15 protein-coding genes are annotated in these 18,499 nt (G+C 64.2%); 6 read left to right on the forward strand and 9 right to left on the reverse strand.

The window, feature by feature from the left end; genetic code table 11:
- Nucleotides 1-61: 61 nt before the first annotated feature.
- Nucleotides 62-2,812: a DNA mismatch repair protein MutS gene (gene mutS / locus M1D43_RS11525; RefSeq protein WP_153314990.1), complete on the reverse strand. Its 2,751-nt coding sequence runs from the start codon at nucleotides 2,810-2,812 to the stop codon at nucleotides 62-64.
- 102 nt (nucleotides 2,813-2,914) lie between these two features.
- Between mutS and M1D43_RS11530 the strand changes: the two genes are divergently transcribed.
- Complete coding sequence (locus tag M1D43_RS11530) at nucleotides 2,915-5,200, forward strand: NADP-dependent malic enzyme (protein ID WP_010968547.1); 2,286 nt, start codon at nucleotides 2,915-2,917, stop codon at nucleotides 5,198-5,200.
- A gap of 268 nt (nucleotides 5,201-5,468) precedes the next feature.
- Here the strand turns inward: M1D43_RS11530 and olsB are convergent, their stop codons facing one another.
- From olsB to M1D43_RS11555, 5 genes are all read right to left on the reverse strand, one after another.
- Complete coding sequence (olsB, locus tag M1D43_RS11535; RefSeq protein WP_153314988.1) at nucleotides 5,469-6,359, reverse strand: l-ornithine N(alpha)-acyltransferase; 891 nt, start codon at nucleotides 6,357-6,359, stop codon at nucleotides 5,469-5,471.
- A gap of 117 nt (nucleotides 6,360-6,476) precedes the next feature.
- Complete coding sequence (locus M1D43_RS11540) at nucleotides 6,477-8,756, reverse strand: PAS domain-containing hybrid sensor histidine kinase/response regulator (RefSeq protein ID WP_192923495.1); 2,280 nt, start codon at nucleotides 8,754-8,756, stop codon at nucleotides 6,477-6,479.
- Nucleotides 8,757-9,073: 317 nt separating this feature from the next.
- Nucleotides 9,074-9,574 carry a signal peptidase II gene (gene lspA / locus M1D43_RS11545; RefSeq protein ID WP_010968544.1) on the reverse strand — a complete coding sequence of 167 codons (501 nt, stop codon included), beginning with the start codon at nucleotides 9,572-9,574 and terminating at the stop codon, nucleotides 9,074-9,076.
- Nucleotides 9,571-10,437, reverse strand: coding sequence for a TrmH family RNA methyltransferase (locus M1D43_RS11550; RefSeq protein ID WP_153313593.1), 867 nt, complete (start codon nucleotides 10,435-10,437; stop codon nucleotides 9,571-9,573). The genes lspA and M1D43_RS11550 overlap by 4 nt, the downstream gene beginning before the upstream one ends.
- A complete protein-coding gene (locus M1D43_RS11555) occupies nucleotides 10,434-11,603 on the reverse strand; it encodes a class I SAM-dependent methyltransferase (RefSeq protein ID WP_318853515.1) in 1,170 nt (389 codons plus the stop codon). Before M1D43_RS11555 ends, M1D43_RS11550 begins: the two co-directional genes overlap by 4 nt.
- Nucleotides 11,604-11,775: 172 nt before the next feature.
- Between M1D43_RS11555 and M1D43_RS11560 the strand changes: the two genes are divergently transcribed.
- A complete protein-coding gene (locus tag M1D43_RS11560) occupies nucleotides 11,776-12,234 on the forward strand; it encodes an SRPBCC family protein (RefSeq protein WP_003527711.1) in 459 nt (152 codons plus the stop codon).
- Between the two features lie 27 nt (nucleotides 12,235-12,261).
- Here the strand turns inward: M1D43_RS11560 and M1D43_RS11565 are convergent, their stop codons facing one another.
- From M1D43_RS11565 to sppA, 3 genes are all read right to left on the reverse strand, one after another.
- The gene (locus M1D43_RS11565; protein WP_153313592.1) at nucleotides 12,262-12,606 is read right to left on the reverse strand and encodes a DUF1049 domain-containing protein; all 345 of its coding nucleotides are present in this window, start codon (nucleotides 12,604-12,606) and stop codon (nucleotides 12,262-12,264) included.
- 180 nt (nucleotides 12,607-12,786) lie between these two features.
- The gene (locus M1D43_RS11570) at nucleotides 12,787-13,098 is read right to left on the reverse strand and encodes an integration host factor subunit beta (protein WP_003527713.1); all 312 of its coding nucleotides are present in this window, start codon (nucleotides 13,096-13,098) and stop codon (nucleotides 12,787-12,789) included.
- Between the two features lie 103 nt (nucleotides 13,099-13,201).
- The gene (gene sppA, locus M1D43_RS11575) at nucleotides 13,202-14,161 is read right to left on the reverse strand and encodes a signal peptide peptidase SppA (RefSeq protein ID WP_127598086.1); all 960 of its coding nucleotides are present in this window, start codon (nucleotides 14,159-14,161) and stop codon (nucleotides 13,202-13,204) included.
- Between the two features lie 340 nt (nucleotides 14,162-14,501).
- Here sppA and lptC point away from each other — a divergent pair, with 340 nt between their 5' ends.
- From lptC to rpoN, 4 genes are all read left to right on the forward strand, one after another.
- Nucleotides 14,502-15,170, forward strand: coding sequence for an LPS export ABC transporter periplasmic protein LptC (lptC, locus tag M1D43_RS11580; protein WP_003527716.1), 669 nt, complete (start codon nucleotides 14,502-14,504; stop codon nucleotides 15,168-15,170).
- Between the two features lie 31 nt (nucleotides 15,171-15,201).
- Nucleotides 15,202-15,762, forward strand: a complete 561-nt coding sequence (locus M1D43_RS11585) for an LptA/OstA family protein (RefSeq protein ID WP_003527719.1) — start codon at nucleotides 15,202-15,204, stop codon at nucleotides 15,760-15,762.
- Nucleotides 15,763-15,781: 19 nt separating this feature from the next.
- Nucleotides 15,782-16,588 (forward strand): LPS export ABC transporter ATP-binding protein, encoded by an 807-nt coding sequence (gene lptB / locus M1D43_RS11590; protein ID WP_371070287.1) that lies wholly within the window; start codon nucleotides 15,782-15,784, stop codon nucleotides 16,586-16,588.
- 175 nt (nucleotides 16,589-16,763) lie between these two features.
- Nucleotides 16,764-18,308, forward strand: coding sequence for an RNA polymerase factor sigma-54 (gene rpoN, locus M1D43_RS11595; RefSeq protein ID WP_153313590.1), 1,545 nt, complete (start codon nucleotides 16,764-16,766; stop codon nucleotides 18,306-18,308).
- Nucleotides 18,309-18,499: the final 191 nt, after the last annotated feature.

The raw sequence follows: 18,499 nt of genomic DNA on the forward strand, positions 1-18,499 counted from the left end.
TGCAAGCGCCGCTGTATAGCCCTTTTGCCGGCCGAATGACAGGGGAAATAGCCGGGCGAAATCAGCGGTTGGAAAGCTCCTTCTTGAGCGCATAAAGCGCGTCGAGCGCCTCTCGCGGCGTCATGTCGTCCGGGTTGAGCGCCTTGAGGGCCTCCTCGACCTTCGAAGGACCCGACGATGCCCTCGCCGCCTCCTCTCGCCGGACGGCAACCTGGAACAGCGGCAGGTCGTCGATCAGCTGGCTCGCCGGATTCTTGCGGTCTGCATCCTCGAGCTTGGCGAGCACATCCCTCGCGCGGGCGACGACCGACGCCGGCAAGCCGGCGAGGCGGGCGACCTGGATGCCGTAGGAACGGTCGGCGGCGCCCGGGCCTACCTCGTGCAGGAAGATGACGTCGCCGTCCCACTCCTTGACGCGCATGGTCGCGTTCGACAGCCGCACGAGCTTTTCGGAGAGAACCGTCAGCTCGTGGAAATGGGTCGCGAAGAGCCCGCGGCAGCGATTGACCTCGTGCAGATGCTCGACCGCCGCCCAGGCGATCGACAGGCCGTCGAAGGTCGCGGTGCCGCGGCCGATCTCGTCGAGGATCACCAGCGAGCGGTCCGTCGCCTGATTGAGGATCGCCGCCGTCTCGACCATCTCGACCATGAAGGTCGACCGCCCGCGGGCAAGATCGTCCGAAGCGCCGACGCGCGAGAAGAGCCGGTCGACCACGCCGATATGCGCGGCGGCCGCGGGCACGAAGGATCCCGTCTGGGCCATGATCGCGATCAGCGCGTTCTGGCGCAGGAAAGTCGACTTGCCGCCCATGTTGGGCCCGGTGAGGAGCCAGATCGCGCCGCCCTGCTCGCCGTTCGGCGGAGAAAGATCGCAGCCGTTGGCGACGAAGGGATTGGCAGCCTGGCGCCGCAGGGCCTGCTCCACGACGGGGTGGCGTCCTCCGTCGATCGCGAACATTCGCGAGCGGTCGACCGTAGGGCGCGTATAATTCTGCTCCTCCGCAAGCACTGCGAGCCCGGCCGAGACGTCGATCGTCGCGAGCGCCAGCGCTGCCGCCTTGATCGCCTCGGCCTCGGCGACCACCTCGCGCGTCATGGCCTCGAAGGTCTCGAGCTCGATCGCCAGCGCCCGGTCCGCGGCATTGGCGATCTTCGTTTCGAGCTCGGCAAGCTCGGTCGTGGTGAAGCGCATGGCATTCGCCATGGTCTGGCGATGAATGAAGCGGGCGCGGCCGGCGTCGGTGTCGGTCATCGATCCGGCATTGCCGGCGGTCACCTCGATGAAGTAGCCGAGCACGTTGTTGTGCTTGATCTTCAGCGACTTGATGCCCGTCTCTTCGCAATATTGCAGCTGCAGCCCCGCGATCACGCGGCGCGACTGATCGCGCAGCGCCCGCATCTCGTCGAGCTCGGCGCTCGCGCCCTCGCGGACGAAGCCGCCGTCGCGCTTCAGAAGCGGCAGTTCCTCGGCAAGGGTCGCGTCGAGGCGCGCGAGCAATTCCCCCGGCAAGGCCGCGATCGCATCGCGCGCTTCGGTCAGTTCCGCCGAGAGCTCGGCGCCCGAGAGGAGCGCCGATATCGCCGCCGCGGCCCGCATGCCCGCCTGGATGGCACCGAGATCGCGAGGGCCGCCGCGGCCGAGCGCGAGCCGCGACAGGGCCCGCGGCATGTCCGGCGCCCTGCGAAGCGCGTCGCGAACATCCGTCGTAAAGCGCGGCTGATCGGCCAGCACCTCGATCGAATCGAGCCGCTGGTTGATCCGCTCCGGGTCGGTCAGGGGCGACATCAGCCTTTCGGCGAGCAGCCTGGCGCCCCCGCTCGTCATCGTACGATCGAGCGACTTGAGCAGGCTGCCGTCGCGGGAGCCGGAAAGCGTCTTGGCGAGTTCCAGATTGGCGCGGGTCGCCGGATCGATGAAGAGTGTCGAGGCGGCGCTTTCCCTTTCCGGAATGCCGAGCGCCGGGCGCTCCTGGAGCTGGGTCTTCTCGACATAGGAGACCGCCGCCGAAGCGGCCGCGAGCTCCGCGCGCGAGAAGCTGCCGAACCCATCGAGCGTGCCCACGCCGTAGTAGCGTGAAATGCGGCCCTCCGCCGTCGCGCTGTCGAAGAGGACGGCCGGCTGCGGCACCGCGACGCGCCCGAGCACGTCGAAGACGGCCCTGAGATCCGGATCGTGAAAGACGGTGTCGGGCAGGATCAGCTCGCGCGGTTCGATCCGCAATATGTCGGCAAGCAGGCGGCTCTCCGCCGTCTCGGCGAGGCGGAAGATGCCCGTCGAAATGTCGATCCAGGCAAGAGCATAGGCCGGCTCCGAGCCGCTCCTGATGCGCGCCAGCGCCATCAGATAGTTCGATTCCGAAGGCGAGAGCAGCTTGTCCTCGGTGATCGTCCCCGGCGTCACCAGGCGCACGACATCGCGGCGCACGACCGATTTGCTGCCGCGCTTCTTCGCTTCGGCCGGGTCCTCCACCTGTTCGCAGACGGCGACACGATAGCCGGATGCGATCAGCTTCTGCAGGTAATCGTCGGCCGCATGCACCGGCACGCCGCACATCGGAATCTCCTGTCCCATGTGCTGGCCGCGTTTCGTCAGCGTGATACCGAGCGCACGCGAGGCCTCGACCGCATCCTGGAAAAACAGCTCGTAGAAATCGCCCATGCGGTAGAACAGGAGCGAATCCGGATTGTTCGCCTTGATCTCGATGAACTGCTCCATCATCGGCGTGGCAGTGGAGCGGCTCTCCTCGCTTGCGAGATCGGACACGGAAAGGACGTCGCCCGAACGGTTCGATGCATCCATCAGGAAATTCATGATTGTTCCAAAAAAAGAGATGTCACACTATCCGCAAGCATTTATAGACGACAACAACAAAGAGGCTGACCAGGAGGGTCGCCCACAGGAGGTTGAGGAAACATGCCGGGTATCGACAAGACCGACCGCGCAATGACCAGCGTCACGGCGCAGGAAGCGCTCGATTTTCATTCTCAAGGTCGCCCCGGAAAACTGGAAATCTCGCCGACCAAGCCGATGGCGACGCAGCGCGACCTTTCGCTCGCCTATTCGCCCGGCGTCGCCGTTCCGGTGAAGGCGATCGCCGACGATCCGGCAACGGCGTACGACTACACGGCGCGCGGCAACATGGTTGCGGTGATTTCCAACGGTACGGCAATCCTCGGCCTCGGCAATCTAGGCGCACTCGCCTCGAAGCCCGTCATGGAGGGCAAGGCCGTCCTCTTCAAGCGCTTCGCCGACGTCGATTCGATCGACCTCGAGGTGGATACCGAAAACGTCGACGAATTCGTCAACTGCGTCCGCTTTCTCGGCCCTTCTTTCGGCGGAATCAATCTCGAGGACATCAAGGCCCCGGACTGCTTCATCATCGAGCAGCGGCTGCGCGAAGTCATGGACATTCCCGTCTTCCATGACGACCAGCACGGCACCGCGATCATCGCCGCGGCAGGCCTCGTCAACGCGCTGACCCTGACCGGCCGCGACTTCAAGACGGCCAAGCTCGTCTGCAACGGCGCGGGCGCGGCGGCGATCGCCTGCATCGAGCTCATCAAGGCGATGGGCTTCAACCCGGAAAACATCATCCTCTGCGATACCAAGGGGGTCATCTACAAGGGCCGTACCGACGGCATGAACCAGTGGAAGTCGGCGCATGCGGTCGAGACCGACCGCAGGACGCTCGCCGAGGCACTTGACGGCGCCGACGTGTTCTTCGGCCTTTCGGCCAAGGGCGCGCTTTCCGCGGACATGGTCCGCTCCATGGGCGCACGGCCGATCATCTTCGCCATGGCCAATCCCGATCCGGAAATCACGCCCGAAGAAGTGGCCCTGATCCGCGACGACGCGATCGTCGCGACCGGCCGCTCGGACTATCCGAACCAGGTCAACAACGTTCTCGGCTTTCCCTATATCTTCCGCGGCGCGCTCGACGTGCGCGCTTCGACCATCAACGACGCGATGAAGATCGCCGCGGCGGAAGCGCTCGCCAATCTCGCCAAGGAAGACGTTCCGGACGACGTCGCCGCTGCCTATCAGGGAAACCGGCCGCGCTTCGGGCCGCAATATATCATTCCCGTCCCCTTCGATCCGCGCCTCATCTCGGCGATCCCGATGGCCGTCGCAAAGGCAGCTATGGAGACCGGCGTTGCCCGCAAGCCGATCGAGGACCTCAAGGCCTATGGGCAGCAGCTTTCGGCGCGGCGCGACCCGATCGCCTCGACGCTGCAGCGCATCGTCGAGCGCGTTCGCCGCCAGCCGAAGCGGATCGTCTTCGCGGAAGGCGAGGAAGTGCAGATGATGCGCTCGGCGATCGCCTATGCCAACCAGCAGCTCGGCACGGCGCTCCTGCTCGGGCGCGAGGAAGTGATGCGCGAAACCGCCGAGCGCGAAGGCATCGACCTCGACCGCGCCGGCATCCAGATCGTCAATGCGCGCCTGTCGAAGCGCGTCGGCGCCTATACCGATTTCCTCTATTCGCGCCTGCAGCGAAAGGGCTATCTCTTCCGCGACGTGCAGCGTCTGATCAATACCGACCGCAACCATTTCGCCGCCTCGATGGTGGCGCTCGGCGATGCCGACGGCATGGTGACGGGCCTTACGCGCAACTATTCGACCGCGCTCGAAGACGTGCGCCGCTGCATCGATCCAAAGCCCGGCCACCGGGTGATCGGCGTGTCCATTGCGCTCTGCCGCGGCCGTACGGTGCTCGTCGCCGATACCGCTGTGCACGACATGCCGACCTCCGAGGAGCTGGCGGATATCGCCGAGGAAGCGGCCGGCCTCGCCAAGCGGCTGGGCTACGTGCCGCGGGTGGCGATGCTCGCCTATTCGACCTTCGGCCACCCTTCCGGCGAACGCTCGGAGCGGGTACGCGAGGCGGTAAAGATCCTCGACCGGCGCCGTGTGGATTTCGAGTATGACGGCGAAATGGCCGCCGACGTGGCACTCAATGCCCGGGTGATGGAGCAATATCCGTTCTGCAGGCTTTCCGGCACCGCGAACGTGCTCGTCATGCCCGCGTTCCACTCGGCCTCGATCTCGACGAAGATGCTCCAGGAACTGGGCGGCTCGACCGTGATCGGCCCGCTGCTGGTCGGTCTCGACAAGTCGGTCCAGATCGCCTCGATGTCGGCAAAGGACTCGGACCTCGTCAACCTGGCCGCGATCGCGGCCTATAACGCGGGGACGTGACGCGGGTCGGAAAACTGCCGGCACCTCGTCTGTTGCCGCGTCGCCAGACGATTGAAGCAAGCCTCAAGATCGCGCGAGCGCTCATAAAACAAGAGCCCGCTTCCCGGGAACGGAGGCGGGCTCAATCTATCATGGCTGACCAATTTCGTTCGTGATGAAAATTCGAGATTTGCTCGCGGAGCCTACCCTCGCAGGCAGAGCGGCGAATGTTCTCCTTTATGGTTCAATATGCTTCCGTCATGAAAATTCGAGGTGCAGCGATAGACAATCAGGATACCGGCGAGGAAAAGCGCCCCGCATCGGCGCCGTAATAGTTCAGATAACGGCCGGAAATTTTGCCGATCGGCAGGACGATCAGCACGTCGGTGGTGCGGAACGCTTGATCGACCACAGCCCCGTCGCCGACCATTGCACCGAGCCGCATATAGCCCTTGATCAGCGGCGGCAGCGCCGCGAGCGCCTTCTTCGGGTTGATCGCCTCCGGAGGCATCAGGTCCATCGTCCGGTAAAGCTCCGGCCGGGCGGAAACCGCCCACTCGTCCCGGACCCGGACGTTATGATGCAGGAAGGAGAGCGCGAGCGCGTGCTCTTCGGGAACCACGCCCGGAAACGAACCGCAGCCGAACATCGCATCGATCCCGTGCTTCAGCGCATAGGCCCAATTGCCCTGCCACAGCAGCTCCACCGTGCGCTTGGTGCGATATTCCGGCAGCACGCAGGAACGTCCGAGTTCCATGAAGCGCTTGCCGGGATGACGCGAGAGAAGTTCGCCTATTGCAAACTCCGAAGCCGAGTAGAAGCCGCCGGTCCGCTCGGCAACGTCCTGGCGCAGAAGGCGGTAGGTTCCGACGATCTGCTCCTCGGCATCGCCCTCGATCGAGGTATCGAGCACCAGCAGGTGGTCGCAGATCGCATCCCAGCTGTCGATGTCGCGCTTGCGTCGGCCGGCTTCGGGGGCCACCTGCGCGTTCATCTCCTCGACGAACACCCTGTAGCGCACCGCCTGCGCGGCATCGATTTCGGCTGCCGATCGGGCAAGGCGGGTCTCCAGATTGGCGATCCGTCCGAGAACATCGCTCGCCGGAGCCGCAACTGCCTTGCGGATGTAAGCATTGGAGGTGTCAACCACGCCCATCGAATCCAGAAGTTCGATCGTCATATCGTGTCATCCCGAACCGTCATTGCTGCCGGGCTTAGACCACGTTTCTGCAACAACATAGTGACACCCGGGCAGTATACAACCCCGACTCGGCCCGGTGCCCCGAAGCGTGGGATTCTATTTTGCAACGGGGTCCATGAGGCGGGTGACTTCGGCAAGGAGCCGCTGCGGGTCGGCGGGCTTCGCCAGCACGGCGTCCGCTCCCGCGGCTCGAAGGCGCTCATCGAGATCGCCGCGCGCGTCCGCGGTCAGGACGAGCACCGGCACCCGCCGCCTGCCTCCGGCCGCCTCCGCTTCACGTAGACGCCGGAGCACGTCGAGACCATCGCCGCCCGGCATGTTGAGGTCGGTGACGATCAGCGGCGGCGGGGCGGAACCGGCCGAGCGGAGTGCGGCTTCGAGCGCCTTGAAGTCACCGACATGATCGACGGCACGCCCGGCACGGCTGAGAACCGACCGCAGGACGAGTGCATTCACAGGGTCGTCCTCGGCAAGCAGGATGCCGCGAACATCCGCCGTCATCACCGTCGCTGTCGGCTCTTCCCGCAGCACCGGTCTGTTGTCGTTGATCGCGTCGCGTTTCTCCATTCCTCTGAGCCGCCCGAGCAGCACCTCGACCAGCGATCTCTCGCGAAGAGGGCGGATCAGCCAGGCCTCATAGCCGCCGAGCCGGCTCACCGGATGGCTTGTGCGCTCCTCGGGGCTGATGAGATAGGTTCTGCGCAAACGCAGGCCGGCGATCGTCGGCTCGAGAGCAAGAAGCTCGCGAAACTGCGCCGCATGACGGTGATCGACGATGACATCCGTCAGCGGCAGCCGATTGCCGAGCGCGCCGGCGACGACCCGTCCCGCGACGGCAAGTGTCGAAGCCCGATGGCACGTACCGCCCAGCGTCTCGATCGTGGCGGCAAGCGCGGCCGAGGAGGGCCCCTCGGGTGCCATGACAAGCACCTGTGCGCCCGCCAGAATGCCGCGCCGAACGGGAACGCCCGAGAGACCGGCGCCAGCCATCGGGAACCGGATCTCGAACCGGCTTCCCTTGCCGGACATGCTCGTGGCGGTCAGGCTGCCGCCGAAGGCCTCCATGATCCGCCGGGATATCGCGAGGCCGAGGCCGGTGCCTTTGGCACGCTGGGCGTCGTCGCCTGCCTGCTCGAACTCCTCGAAAACGCGCGCGAGCTCGTCGGCGGACATGCCGGGACCGCTATCGTCGATCCGGATGCGCACGGAGCCGTTCTCGATATCGACGGAGACGAAGACGCCGCCCTTCTCGGTGAATTTCACCGCGTTGCCGACCACGTTGAACAGCACCTGGCGCAGGCGCGCCGCGTCGAAAAGCATCCGCTCGGGTACCTCGATGGCGACCGTCGCACCGATCTCGATGTTCTTCTCGTGTGCGCGGGGCGACAGCATCTCGACCACGTTCTCGACTGTCTGGCGCAGATCCTCCTGCGACGGGCGCAGCTGGAACCGTCCGACGGCAAGCGACGAAAAATCGATCAGATCCTCGACCAATTGAACCAGGGTGTGGCCGGACTGCTGCATGCCGGCGAGATAGTTCTTCTGCTCTTCCGACAACCGCGTCTCGGCAAGGAGCCGGCTCATGCCGAGGATGCCGGAAAGCGGGGTACGGATTTCGTGACTGACGGTGGCGAGCAGACGGGATTTCGCCCGGCTCGCCTCCTCGGCGCGCCGCCGCGCCTCCTCCCTCTGGCTTGCCGCCAGCATTTCCTCCGTAACATCGCGAGCGATGCTGTGGCGCATCGGTCGGCCGCGCGCCGGGTCGCGGACAAGCACGTCGTGCCAATCGTAGAGCCGCGTGCCCGAGGGGGTGTAGATATGGACAAAGTAGCGGTCTGGGCCCGTCTTCGGCTCGAAGCGCAATCCCAGCTCCGCGCAGGTCAGCCCCCGCGTGTCCGCGCATCCGCAAAGCTCATGGAAGGCGCCATTGGCCTGCATGATCTTGCCGTCAAGGTCGCGGACGATGGCGAGATCGCCCATGGCGTCATGGATCGTCGCAAGGAGCGCCGCGGTTTCAATGCCATGCCGTGCGGGGTCCTGCGCAGTCTCGCCGGCGCCGGCAACCCGCTTCCCCGACGCCTCGTCGCGGCCGGACAATAGCAGGAAGGCGCCGGCCAGGCCCCCTGCCGCGATGATCGCCGGCAGCAGGTGCAGACCCGCGCCCGCACCGACGGCAAGGAGCAGCATTGCCGCAACGATGCCGGCGAGAGCATAGGCGACGCGCGCGCCCCCTGCCGAAGGATCGCCCAACGGCCGGCGCTGCAGGATGACGGCGGCACCGAGCTTCACCGCGGGCGCCGCTGATGCGGTCCTGCCGGCCCCCGACCCCGTGCCCGCGCCAGCCCTCATCCGCTCTCGAAACATCCGCTCGCTCATGCCCGCGGCCTAGGACCTGTGGACACTTATGGATAGGGGTTTGACGGCCCATATTGCGAGGGACTTTCGTGGAAAATCCGGCGCCGCAGGCCGTCCGCCTGCAAGCCGGATTTTTCGCGACAAGGCACCGCAATATGGGCTGCCCGAAGGGTTTTGCACAAATCGCCCACTGCCGGCGGCTTTTCCCTTGCAAAGGGGGCAACCCTTTGCTGCGGAAAAATCCTTGGCATTGACCGATTTGTGCAAAATCAAACCCCTATCCATAAGTGTCCACAGGTCCTAGCACGGCAAGCCTTCCGAATGCCTTCAGCCGACGCCTAAAGTTTTAGCGAACGCTCCTTTTTCGCCTGCAGCAGTTCGTCGAGAATGATCGCGCCGGCGCCGACGGTGATGAAACTGTCCGCCAGGTTGAAGACGGCAAAGGACCAGGTGGCCGTGTAGAACAGGATATAGTCGATGACGTAGCCGAAGAGCAGCCGGTCGACGAGATTGCCGAGCGCCCCGGCAATGATCATCGCATAGCCCAGATGGGCGAAGAAGCGGTCCTTCGGCGTGCGGCGCCACAGCCAGAGCACGAAGGTGACGACCGCCAGCCGGATGCCGACGATGAACCACCCCTCCATGCCCGAGAGCATCGAGAAGGCAACGCCGTAATTGTAGGTTCGGTAGAGGGCGAGCATCGGCATGACCGGCACCCCCTGCTGGAAGGGCAGATACGCCTCCACCAGATATTTGATGAACTGGTCGGCGGCGAGCGCGATCAGAATGAAGAGCGCGATCGGGAGCGGCCGCGAGAAAAGTGTCTGCTCCTGCCTCATCGGCCGCCATCCAGAGACAGGAGATGGCGCCGCGCCTCGAACAGCATGATGCCGGTCGCGATGGCGAGATTGAGCGAATCGGCACGCCCCGCCTGCGGAATGCGGGCGAGTGCGCCGGCCTCGCGCGCGAGTTCCACCGGCAGGCCCGCCTGTTCATTGCCCATCAGAAGCACGACCGGCTTCGATTTGTAGTCGATCGTGCGATAGTCGACGGAACCCGCCAGGTGGGTCGCGACCACCTGAACGCCGGCCGCTCTCTGCCAGCGGATGAAATCCTCCGTATTCGCCCGCGCGATCGGTATGGCGAAAACGGAACCCATGGTTGCCCGCACGGTCTCGAGCGAAAAGGGATCGGTGGTTTCGCCGACCAGGATGATCCCGGAAGCGCCGGCCGCGTCGGCGGTGCGGATGATGGTGCCGAGATTGCCCGGGTCGCGCACGCGGTCGAGCGCCACATAGGTCTCGCCCTCCTGCGGATGAATATCCCTGAGCGGAGAGTAGCGCTGCTCGAAGATGCCGACGACCATCTGCGGATTGTCGCGCCGTGTGATGGTGGAGATCACCTTTTCGTTGACTTCGAGGACGAGCCCGCCTCTGGCGACCGTTTTCGCCGCCACCTGCTCGACCTGAGGCTTGCGCTTCGCCGCCTTGGCATAGACGAGCGTCTTGATCTTCCAGCCGAGATCGAGCGCGTCGATGACGAGCTTCAGCCCCTCGGCCATGAAGGAGCGCGTCTCGTCGCGATGCTTCTTCTGCGTCAGCGCCCGGATATCCTTGACGATCGGATTGGTGAGGCTGGTGACCTCCTTCACCTGCCCGACGCGTGCCGTGCCCGTGCCGTGGTCGCTTCTGTCGTTGATCATTTCGGTACCCAGCGGCTGAAGAGGGAGGTGGAGAGTGCGCGGCCCGGTGCAGTGCCGTCGAGGCCGCCCTCGCGGATGATGAGCTCGCCCGATTCCACCCGGCCGCCGCGCCCGCGCATCGTCTCGCGCATGAGCTCGTGGATCGAATAGAAGCTCGCCCGGATCGAATAGGCGGTGAGCACGAGGCCCCGGGCGTCCGGCGACAGGATCTCGCGGCAGATGTCCAGCATCGCTGCCAGGTGATCGAACAATTGCCATACTTCGCCGTTCGGACCGCGGCCGAACTTCGGCGGGTCGGTGAGGATGATGTCGTAACGGCTGCCGCGCCGCTCCTCGCGTTGGATGAACTTCATGGCGTCGTCGCAGATCCAGCGGATCGGCAATTTCTCGGCGCGCGCCAGGACCTGGTTCTCGCGCGCCCAGCCGATCGCCTTTTTCGAGGCATCGACATGGGTGACCTCGGCGCCCGCCTTGGCGGCGATCAGCGACGCAACGCCGGTATAGCCGAAGAGATTGAGAACCTTCAGAGGCCGTCCGGCTGCGGCCACCTGGTCGCGCATCCACGACCAGTGGGCGAGCTGTTCGGGAAAGACGCCGACATGGCGGAAGGAGGTGAACCGGCCAAGGAAATCCGTATCGAGGAGCTGCATCGGCCAGGTCTCGCCGAGCACCTCGCCCGGGAAACGCCAACGGCCCATGCCGTCCTCTTCGGTATCGCCGGTAAAGACGGCATCGGCCCGCTCCCATATCGATGCCGGCAGGGCCTTCGGCCAAAGCGCCTGGGCCTCGGGGCGAACGATGCGATAGGGACCGTATTGTTCGAGCTTCTCCCCATCACCGCTGTCGACCAGGTGATAACCGGCAGTAGCCGCGGTCTCGAGGATCAGCGGCACCCTCTCGGCCGGCTTCTCGCCGCTTCTCGGCTCGATGCGCCGCCTCGGAGCACTCTCCTGGACGGACGGACGCTCGCTCTTCCGCGGCGCCGCTTTCGGCGGCGGCCCTCCTGCCGCTGCCTTGGGCCCGGTCTTCGTCGCGGTCTTCGTCCCGGGTCCGGCGCCCTTTGCCGGCGGCAGCCCTTGCTCGTGGCGGCCGCCGCGCGCCTCGGCGCCCCGGCTTTTAGCCGCCGTCACCGATGCGTTCTTCGATCGCCGGTCTTTTTCCTTCACGCGCTGATCCTTGGACTTCGTTCAACCATTCGGCGCAGCCACTCTCGACCGGTTTTCCCGCGCCTTCGCCACGTCCGTAGCATGTTCAGCCTGCAAATAGCATCGCCGGTGCTCTTGGCAAAGCCGTTTCCGATTGCGAAGATCGCCGGCAAGAGTGGACGGGAGGACCGGCATGAATATGAGCGGAGAGGAACGTATCGCGGCTGACCGCGACGCGGTTTGGCGTGGCCTGAACGATGCGGACATTCTGAAGCGATGCATTCCCGGCTGCCAGTCTCTTGAATTGATATCGCCGACCGAGCTTGCGGCCGTGGTCAAGATCAAGATCGGCCCCGTTTCCGCATCCTTCAACGGCACGGTCGTTCTGTCGAACCTCAATCCCCCCGCGAGCTACACCATATCCGGCGAGGGCAAGGGCGGAATAGCAGGCTTTGCCAAGGGCGGCGCCGACGTCACGCTACTGGACGAGGGCGCGGAAACCGTGTTGCGCTACGACGTCAAGGCGGAGATCGGCGGCAAGCTTGCCCAGCTCGGCTCGCGCCTCGTCGATTCGACGGCGCGCAAGCTCGCCCAGCAATTCTTCGCGGATTTCAACCTGGCCGTCAGCGGCGAGGCCGAGGCGGCGAGCTGAGGTCTCGCAACGCGTTCAGCAGCGATCTCAGCCTTGCGGCGCAGGCAGGCTCGCTTGCGTCGCCAGTTTCTCAGCCTGGCCGCGTTGCTTTTCTGCCTCGCGATGCCATTTCAGCGCCTCGTTGGCCTCGTTGCGCGCCCGACGCCGATATTTCCCCTGGGTGAACCAGGTCACGGCGGCGCCGAGCACGAGACCGATAATGACGGCGAGAAAGAGAAATACGAAAAACGGAGCCGAGATCGAAAGCACACTGTCGACGGGATTGAACGGGTTCAACGCAAGGGTTGCCGTCTGCCGGTTGGCTACGCTCAGGACGATCAGCAGGACTCCGAGCGGCACGAAGACGACGATATTGATGAGTTTCTTGAGCATGCACCCGCTCCGACCAGAATGTTAATGCATGTCGCCCGGGAATCTGGGGCGGCTTCGCGACAACGACATGCATAGGAATAATGACATAAAGCGGGCCGTCCTGTTTCGAGGCGGAGAGCCGCACGACGCGCGGATCTCGGCGCCCGCGCGAGAGGCGCCGATTCCTGTGCGCCTCGTTCGTCAGTCGTCTTCGCCGTTATTGTTGTCGTTCATGCCCGGATTGAGCCGCTCACGCAGTTCCTTGCCGGTCTTGAAGAAGGGCACCCACTTTTCTTCGACGAAGACGGAATCGCCGGTGCGTGGGTTGCGGCCTGACCGTGATGGCCGGTTCTTGACCGAGAATGCGCCGAAACCGCGCAGCTCCACCCGATTGCCGGCAGCAAGCGCGTCCGTGATCTCATCGAGTACCGCATTGACGATATTCTCGACATCGCGGTGATAGAGATGCGGATTGCGCGCCGCCACAATCTGCACCAGCTCTGACTTGATCACGTTCGCCCCCTCGGTTTTTTTGCTTGTTTTGTCTGCGTTTGTGCATTGGGGAAGGCTCGCCTGGAGCTACGGCCTCGTGACGCGGCTAGCACACGTGCTTTCCTCATTGCCCTTCAACCTGCCAAACCGAAACAAGACCGTCAAGAAACAACTTGTCCAGGCCGGTCCTTTCGAGGCTCTTCATCGTCGGAAAAGCCTCATATCCCAACGCCTTGACCGATTCGGCCAGGAGCGATCCGAGGCCGAAGGACAGCGTGCCGCTCGGTGCTTCCCAGTCGAGGACGGGAAGGTCCTTCGAGACCTTCCGTTCGGCCAGGAACGCCCGGATTTCATCATCGCCGCCGAGCTCGTCGACGAGTTTGCCTTCCAGCGCCTGCCGCCCGGTGAAGATCCGGCCATCCGCAAGGGCGAGCGCTTCCGGCCGCGGCAGTTTGCGCCGCTCGGCGACCAGATCGACGAACCATCCGTAGCTGTCGTCGATCATTGCCTGAATCATTGCTCTCGCCTCGTCGCTCGGAGGATGAAACGGCGACGGTTCGGCTTTGAGAGGCCTCGATTTTATCGATTCGAGCGACACGCCGAGTTTGTCCATGAGGGTCTTGACCTGCGGATACTGGAAAATGACGCCGATGGAGCCGGTGATCGAGGTCTCCCCGGCAACGATCCGATCGCCGGCAAGGGCGATCAGGTAGCCGGCCGAAGCGGCAAGCGTGCGCACATCCGAGACCACCGGCTTCTTCTCGGCAACCTTGCGGATGGCCTTGTAGATGACTTCGCCGCCATAGGTGGTGCCGCCCGGTGACGAGATCGTCACGATCAGCGCCTTGACGGACTGGTTGTCGGCGATCCGCTCCAGCCGCTCCACCAGCTCCCGGTCGTCCTGAATAAGGCCTGTGACGGCGACGCGCGCGACGTGATCGCGCGCACGCTCCGTTACGTCGCCCCAGCCCGAGAAGGCAAACAGCGCGAGGCCGCCGGCGACGAGGACGGCCACCGCCGCCCAACGCCAGAAGCTCAGCTTTCTGCGCAGGCTGCGGCGGTCGGCAATGGCGAGTTCGTCCATGGGTGTCTCCGATTTTTGGTAAGGGGGTTCTGTCAGTTTCCCACGGAACATGCTATCTGCCTCAGCCGCGGCAAGCTAGGGTAGTCTGCAACGCGGCGCACGGGAATAGGCGCCGGGCCGACGCGAGTTGCTGCATGAAACCCCTTGGGGTTTGACGCGGCATGGAGTAGAGCATGCCCGGCGGAATGGAATATTGCGGCCGGATTGTCTTACAACGCAAAGTTTGCGCCGCTCCATTGCCGGGCGGCAGCAAGATAACCATATTCGCCGTGGCTTACGCCGATGTATGTATATGTGTCCCTCGGACTGCCCGAGGTCAGACGAAACTGACAGGCTCTTGATGCTGAACGAAGCCCGATCCCCCGCAATCTTTGCCGATGTGGGTACGAGCTCTGCCGATGCCTATGCTTCGGCGGCGCGGCATTCGGCGCGCGTAAGGCGCCTGAAAGTCATGCTGCCGCTCATCGCCGGCGCGGTTGCGCTGATCTTCGTCGCCGTTTCCTTCGTGCGCGCTTTCCTGCCCGAAGAGCTGCAGCTCGAGACGGCGACGATCGAGAACGGCAAGATCGTCATGCAGAATCCCGCGATCTCCGGCCGCAACAAGCAGGATATCAGCTATTCGATGAAGGCCCAGCGGGCGCTTCAGGATATCGCCAATCCGAACCTGATCACACTCGAGACCATTCACGCCGAGATGCCGGTCAACGATACGCTGATCGCCACCGTCGATGCGACGAGCGGCATTTACGACCGAGGCGCGAATACGCTCGACATGAACGCACCGTTCACGATTTCCATGAATAATGGGGTCAATGCCGACTTCCAGTCTGCCTATCTGGATATCAATGCGGGCGAAATGGAGACGAAACACCCGATTGCCATCAGCATGAAGGGCGGATCGATCATTGCGCAGAAGCTGCGAATGACAGATAAGGGACGTGTCGTAACATTCGAAGGCATGGTAAGGGTCAATATCGAACCCAGCGCCATTCGCAAAAACGCCAAATAACAGGACCCCAAGAACAGGATCCCCTGCAGCCATGTCGGTCAAACCTGCCGCTCTCTTTAGGATTTCAGCCGCTCTGGCCGTGGCCGGGCTCGGCGCTTCGCTGATTGCTTCCGCCGCCCTCGCGCAGGCAACCTCCAGTCGCATGCAGGGCCTTCAGCTCTCGAACGACCAGCCGATCCAGATCGAGAGCGACAAGCTGGAGATCAAGGATCCGGAGAGCAAGGCAATCTTCACCGGCAATGTGAAGGTCGTCCAGGGCACGACGACACTGCAGGCCGGCAACATGACCGTCTTCTACAAGGCGGGCGGCGGCTCGGTCACCAGCGGCAACGCCGATATCGACCGGATCGAGGTCAGCAACAAGGTGTTCCTCAGCTCCGGTGCGCAGCAGGCGACGGGCGAAAGCGGCATCGTCAACCTGACCAACCAGACCATCGTGCTCAAGGGCAAGAAGGTCGTGCTGTCGGAAGGCAAGAACGTCTTCGTGGGCTGCCAGTTGAACGTCCAGATGGACACCGGCGAAGCGCAGCTCGACGCCTGCGGCGGCCGCGTACAGATCCAGCTCGATCCGCAGTCCCGCAAGACGAACTGACATAGACCCGCTCGTGCAGATTCCTTTCCTTCACAAACGCAAACGGGGCAAGAAGCCGTCGGCGGCAGCGGCAGCTGCCCGCGCGGTCGACAAGGCGCGCTACGACGGCACGCTGATTGCCCGGGGCCTGACGAAGTCCTACCGATCGCGCCGCGTCGTCAACGGTGTCTCGCTCGTCGTGCGCCGTGGTGAGGCTGTCGGCCTGCTTGGCCCGAACGGCGCAGGCAAGACGACCTGTTTCTATATGATCACCGGCCTGGTGCCGGTGGACGAGGGCTCGATCGAGATCAACGGCAACGACGTCACGACGATGCCCATGTATCGCCGGGCGCGCCTGGGCGTCGGCTACCTGCCGCAGGAGGCCTCGATCTTTCGCGGGCTGACGGTCGAGGATAACATCCGTGCGGTGCTGGAGGTTCACGACGAGAACGTCGACCGCCGCGAGAGCAAGCTCAACGATCTGCTTGGTGAATTTTCGATCACCCACCTGCGCAAATCGCCGGCCATTGCGCTTTCGGGCGGCGAACGTCGGCGCCTCGAAATCGCCCGTGCGCTTGCGACCGACCCGACCTTCATGCTGCTCGACGAACCCTTTGCGGGCGTCGACCCGATCTCCGTCGCCGATATCCAGGCGCTCGTGCGCCACCTCACTTCGCGCGGCATCGGCGTCCTCATCACCGACCACAATGTGCGCGAGACGCTGGGGCTGATCGATCGGGCCTATATCATCCATGCCGGCGAAGTGCTGACGCATGGCCGCGCCAACGACATCGTCACCAATCCGGACGTGCGCAGGCTCTATCTCGGCGACAATTTCAGCCTCTGATGCCTGCCGGGGACGTGCATTCCGGCAGAACGGACGACCGCCGGCTGAATCGGCACCTCCGCCGCCGTCCACGCTTGACCAAATTCCAGTAATAAGCAATTTTTGGGCCAACTAAGAAAATGGGCCCGTCCAAGCGGACACGGCTCGGAGAACTCGACGGGAGTTTCACGCCAGCATGGCCTTGTCCGCCAGCCTTCATCTGAGACAGTCGCAGTCGCTGGTCATGACGCCGCAGCTGATGCAGTCGATCCAGCTGCTTCAGATGAACCATCTGGAGCTCAGCCATTTCATCGCGCAGGAAGTCGAGAAGAACCCGCTGCTGGAGGTCCAGTCGGCCGATGAGCCAACGATATCGGATCGCGAGGATGCCGGTCCGCATCCGGCGGAGACCGGCGGCGAAACCGACGAGGCGGCAGGTCAGAGCGACCTTTACGACAGCGCCATGTCGAGATCCGGCGAGAGGCTCAGCGAAGGCCTTGACGCCGACTTCGCCAACGTCTTCCCCGACGATACGGCGCCGCAGCGGGCGGATGCGCCAGAGCTTCTCGGCCAATGGAAATCCATGCCGGGTGCCGGCGACGCAGAGGGATACGATCTCGACGATTTCGTGGCCAGCCGCAAGACATTGAGGGAGGCGCTCGCCGAGCAGCTGCCCTTCGCACTCAGCGCTGCCTCCGATCGGCTGATCGCCCGGCATTTCATCGACCAGCTCGATGATGCCGGCTACCTGCACGCCGACCTCGCCGAGACCGCGGAGACGCTGGGCGCGGCAGGCGAGGACGTGGCGCGCGTGCTGCACGTGCTTCAGCAGTTCGATCCGCCGGGCGTCTTCGCGCGCACGCTTGGCGAATGTCTTGCCATTCAGCTGCGCGCCCGCAATCGTCTCGACCCGGCGATGGAAGCGCTCGTGGCCAATCTCGAGCTCCTGGCACGGCGCGATTTCGCAAGCCTCAAGAAGATCTGCGGCGTCGACGAGGAAGACCTGATCGATATGCTCGCCGAGATCCGCAAGCTCGATCCGAAACCGGGCACCAGCTTCGAAACCGGTGTGTTCGAGGCCATCATTCCCGACGTCGTCGTGCGCGCCGCACCCGATGGCGGCTGGCTTGTCGAGCTCAATCCGGATGCCCTGCCCCGGGTTCTCGTCAACCACGACTATTTCACAGAAATATCGCGCTCCAGCCGGAAGAACAGCGGCGAACAGGCCTTTCTCAACGAGTGCCTGCAGAATGCCAACTGGCTGACGCGCAGCCTCGATCAGCGCGCCAGGACGATCATGAAGGTGGCGAGCGAAATCGTCCGGCAGCAGGACGCCTTCCTCATCCACGGCGTCGGCCACCTGCGCCCGCTGAACCTCAGGATCGTTGCGGACGCGATCAAGATGCACGAGTCGACGGTGAGCCGGGTCACCTCCAACAAATACATGCTGACCCCGCGCGGGCTCTTCGAATTGAAATATTTCTTCACGGTCTCGATCGGCTCGGCGGAAAACGGCGATGCACATTCGGCCGAGTCCGTGCGCCATCGCATCCGCACGATGATCAATCAGGAAAGCGCCGATGCCGTGCTCTCGGACGACGACATCGTCGACGTCCTCAAGCAGGCCGGCGTCGATATCGCCAGACGCACCGTCGCAAAATATCGCGAGGCGATGAGCATCCCCTCCTCCGTCCAGCGCCGCCGCGAGAAGCGGGCGCTGGCCAAGGCCGCGGGATTCTGAGCGCTGCCGGCAGGCCGCAAGCGCGTAAGCCGGGTTGCGCTTTGGGCTCTGGCCGGCGGAACCGCCGGGGCCTGATGAACGTTTAATTCCACGGCGCGCAATTGACTCTCCGCGGTACAGCGGATATGAGGCCGCCGCGCTTGCCTGAGATAGAACTCCGCGAGGCAGCGCGCGCTCACGATTTCGGTCGT

It is taken from the genome of Ensifer sp. R1-3 (genome assembly GCF_056739175.1).

What these genes read in the sequence shown, in the direction of transcription:
- mutS (WP_153314990.1), bottom strand. Translation starts at nt 2,812, where the DNA reads ATGAATTTCCTGATGGATGCATCGAACCGTTCGGGCGACGTCCTTTCC.
- M1D43_RS11530 (WP_010968547.1), top strand. Translation starts at nt 2,915, where the DNA reads ATGCCGGGTATCGACAAGACCGACCGCGCAATGACCAGCGTCACGGCG.
- olsB (WP_153314988.1), bottom strand. Translation starts at nt 6,359, where the DNA reads ATGACGATCGAACTTCTGGATTCGATGGGCGTGGTTGACACCTCCAAT.
- M1D43_RS11540 (WP_192923495.1), bottom strand. Translation starts at nt 8,756, where the DNA reads ATGAGCGAGCGGATGTTTCGAGAGCGGATGAGGGCTGGCGCGGGCACG.
- lspA (WP_010968544.1), bottom strand. Translation starts at nt 9,574, where the DNA reads ATGAGGCAGGAGCAGACACTTTTCTCGCGGCCGCTCCCGATCGCGCTC.
- M1D43_RS11550 (WP_153313593.1), bottom strand. Translation starts at nt 10,437, where the DNA reads ATGATCAACGACAGAAGCGACCACGGCACGGGCACGGCACGCGTCGGG.
- M1D43_RS11560 (WP_003527711.1), top strand. Translation starts at nt 11,776, where the DNA reads ATGAATATGAGCGGAGAGGAACGTATCGCGGCTGACCGCGACGCGGTT.
- M1D43_RS11565 (WP_153313592.1), bottom strand. Translation starts at nt 12,606, where the DNA reads ATGCTCAAGAAACTCATCAATATCGTCGTCTTCGTGCCGCTCGGAGTC.
- sppA (WP_127598086.1), bottom strand. Translation starts at nt 14,161, where the DNA reads ATGGACGAACTCGCCATTGCCGACCGCCGCAGCCTGCGCAGAAAGCTG.
- lptC (WP_003527716.1), top strand. Translation starts at nt 14,502, where the DNA reads ATGCTGAACGAAGCCCGATCCCCCGCAATCTTTGCCGATGTGGGTACG.
- M1D43_RS11585 (WP_003527719.1), top strand. Translation starts at nt 15,202, where the DNA reads ATGTCGGTCAAACCTGCCGCTCTCTTTAGGATTTCAGCCGCTCTGGCC.
- rpoN (WP_153313590.1), top strand. Translation starts at nt 16,764, where the DNA reads ATGGCCTTGTCCGCCAGCCTTCATCTGAGACAGTCGCAGTCGCTGGTC.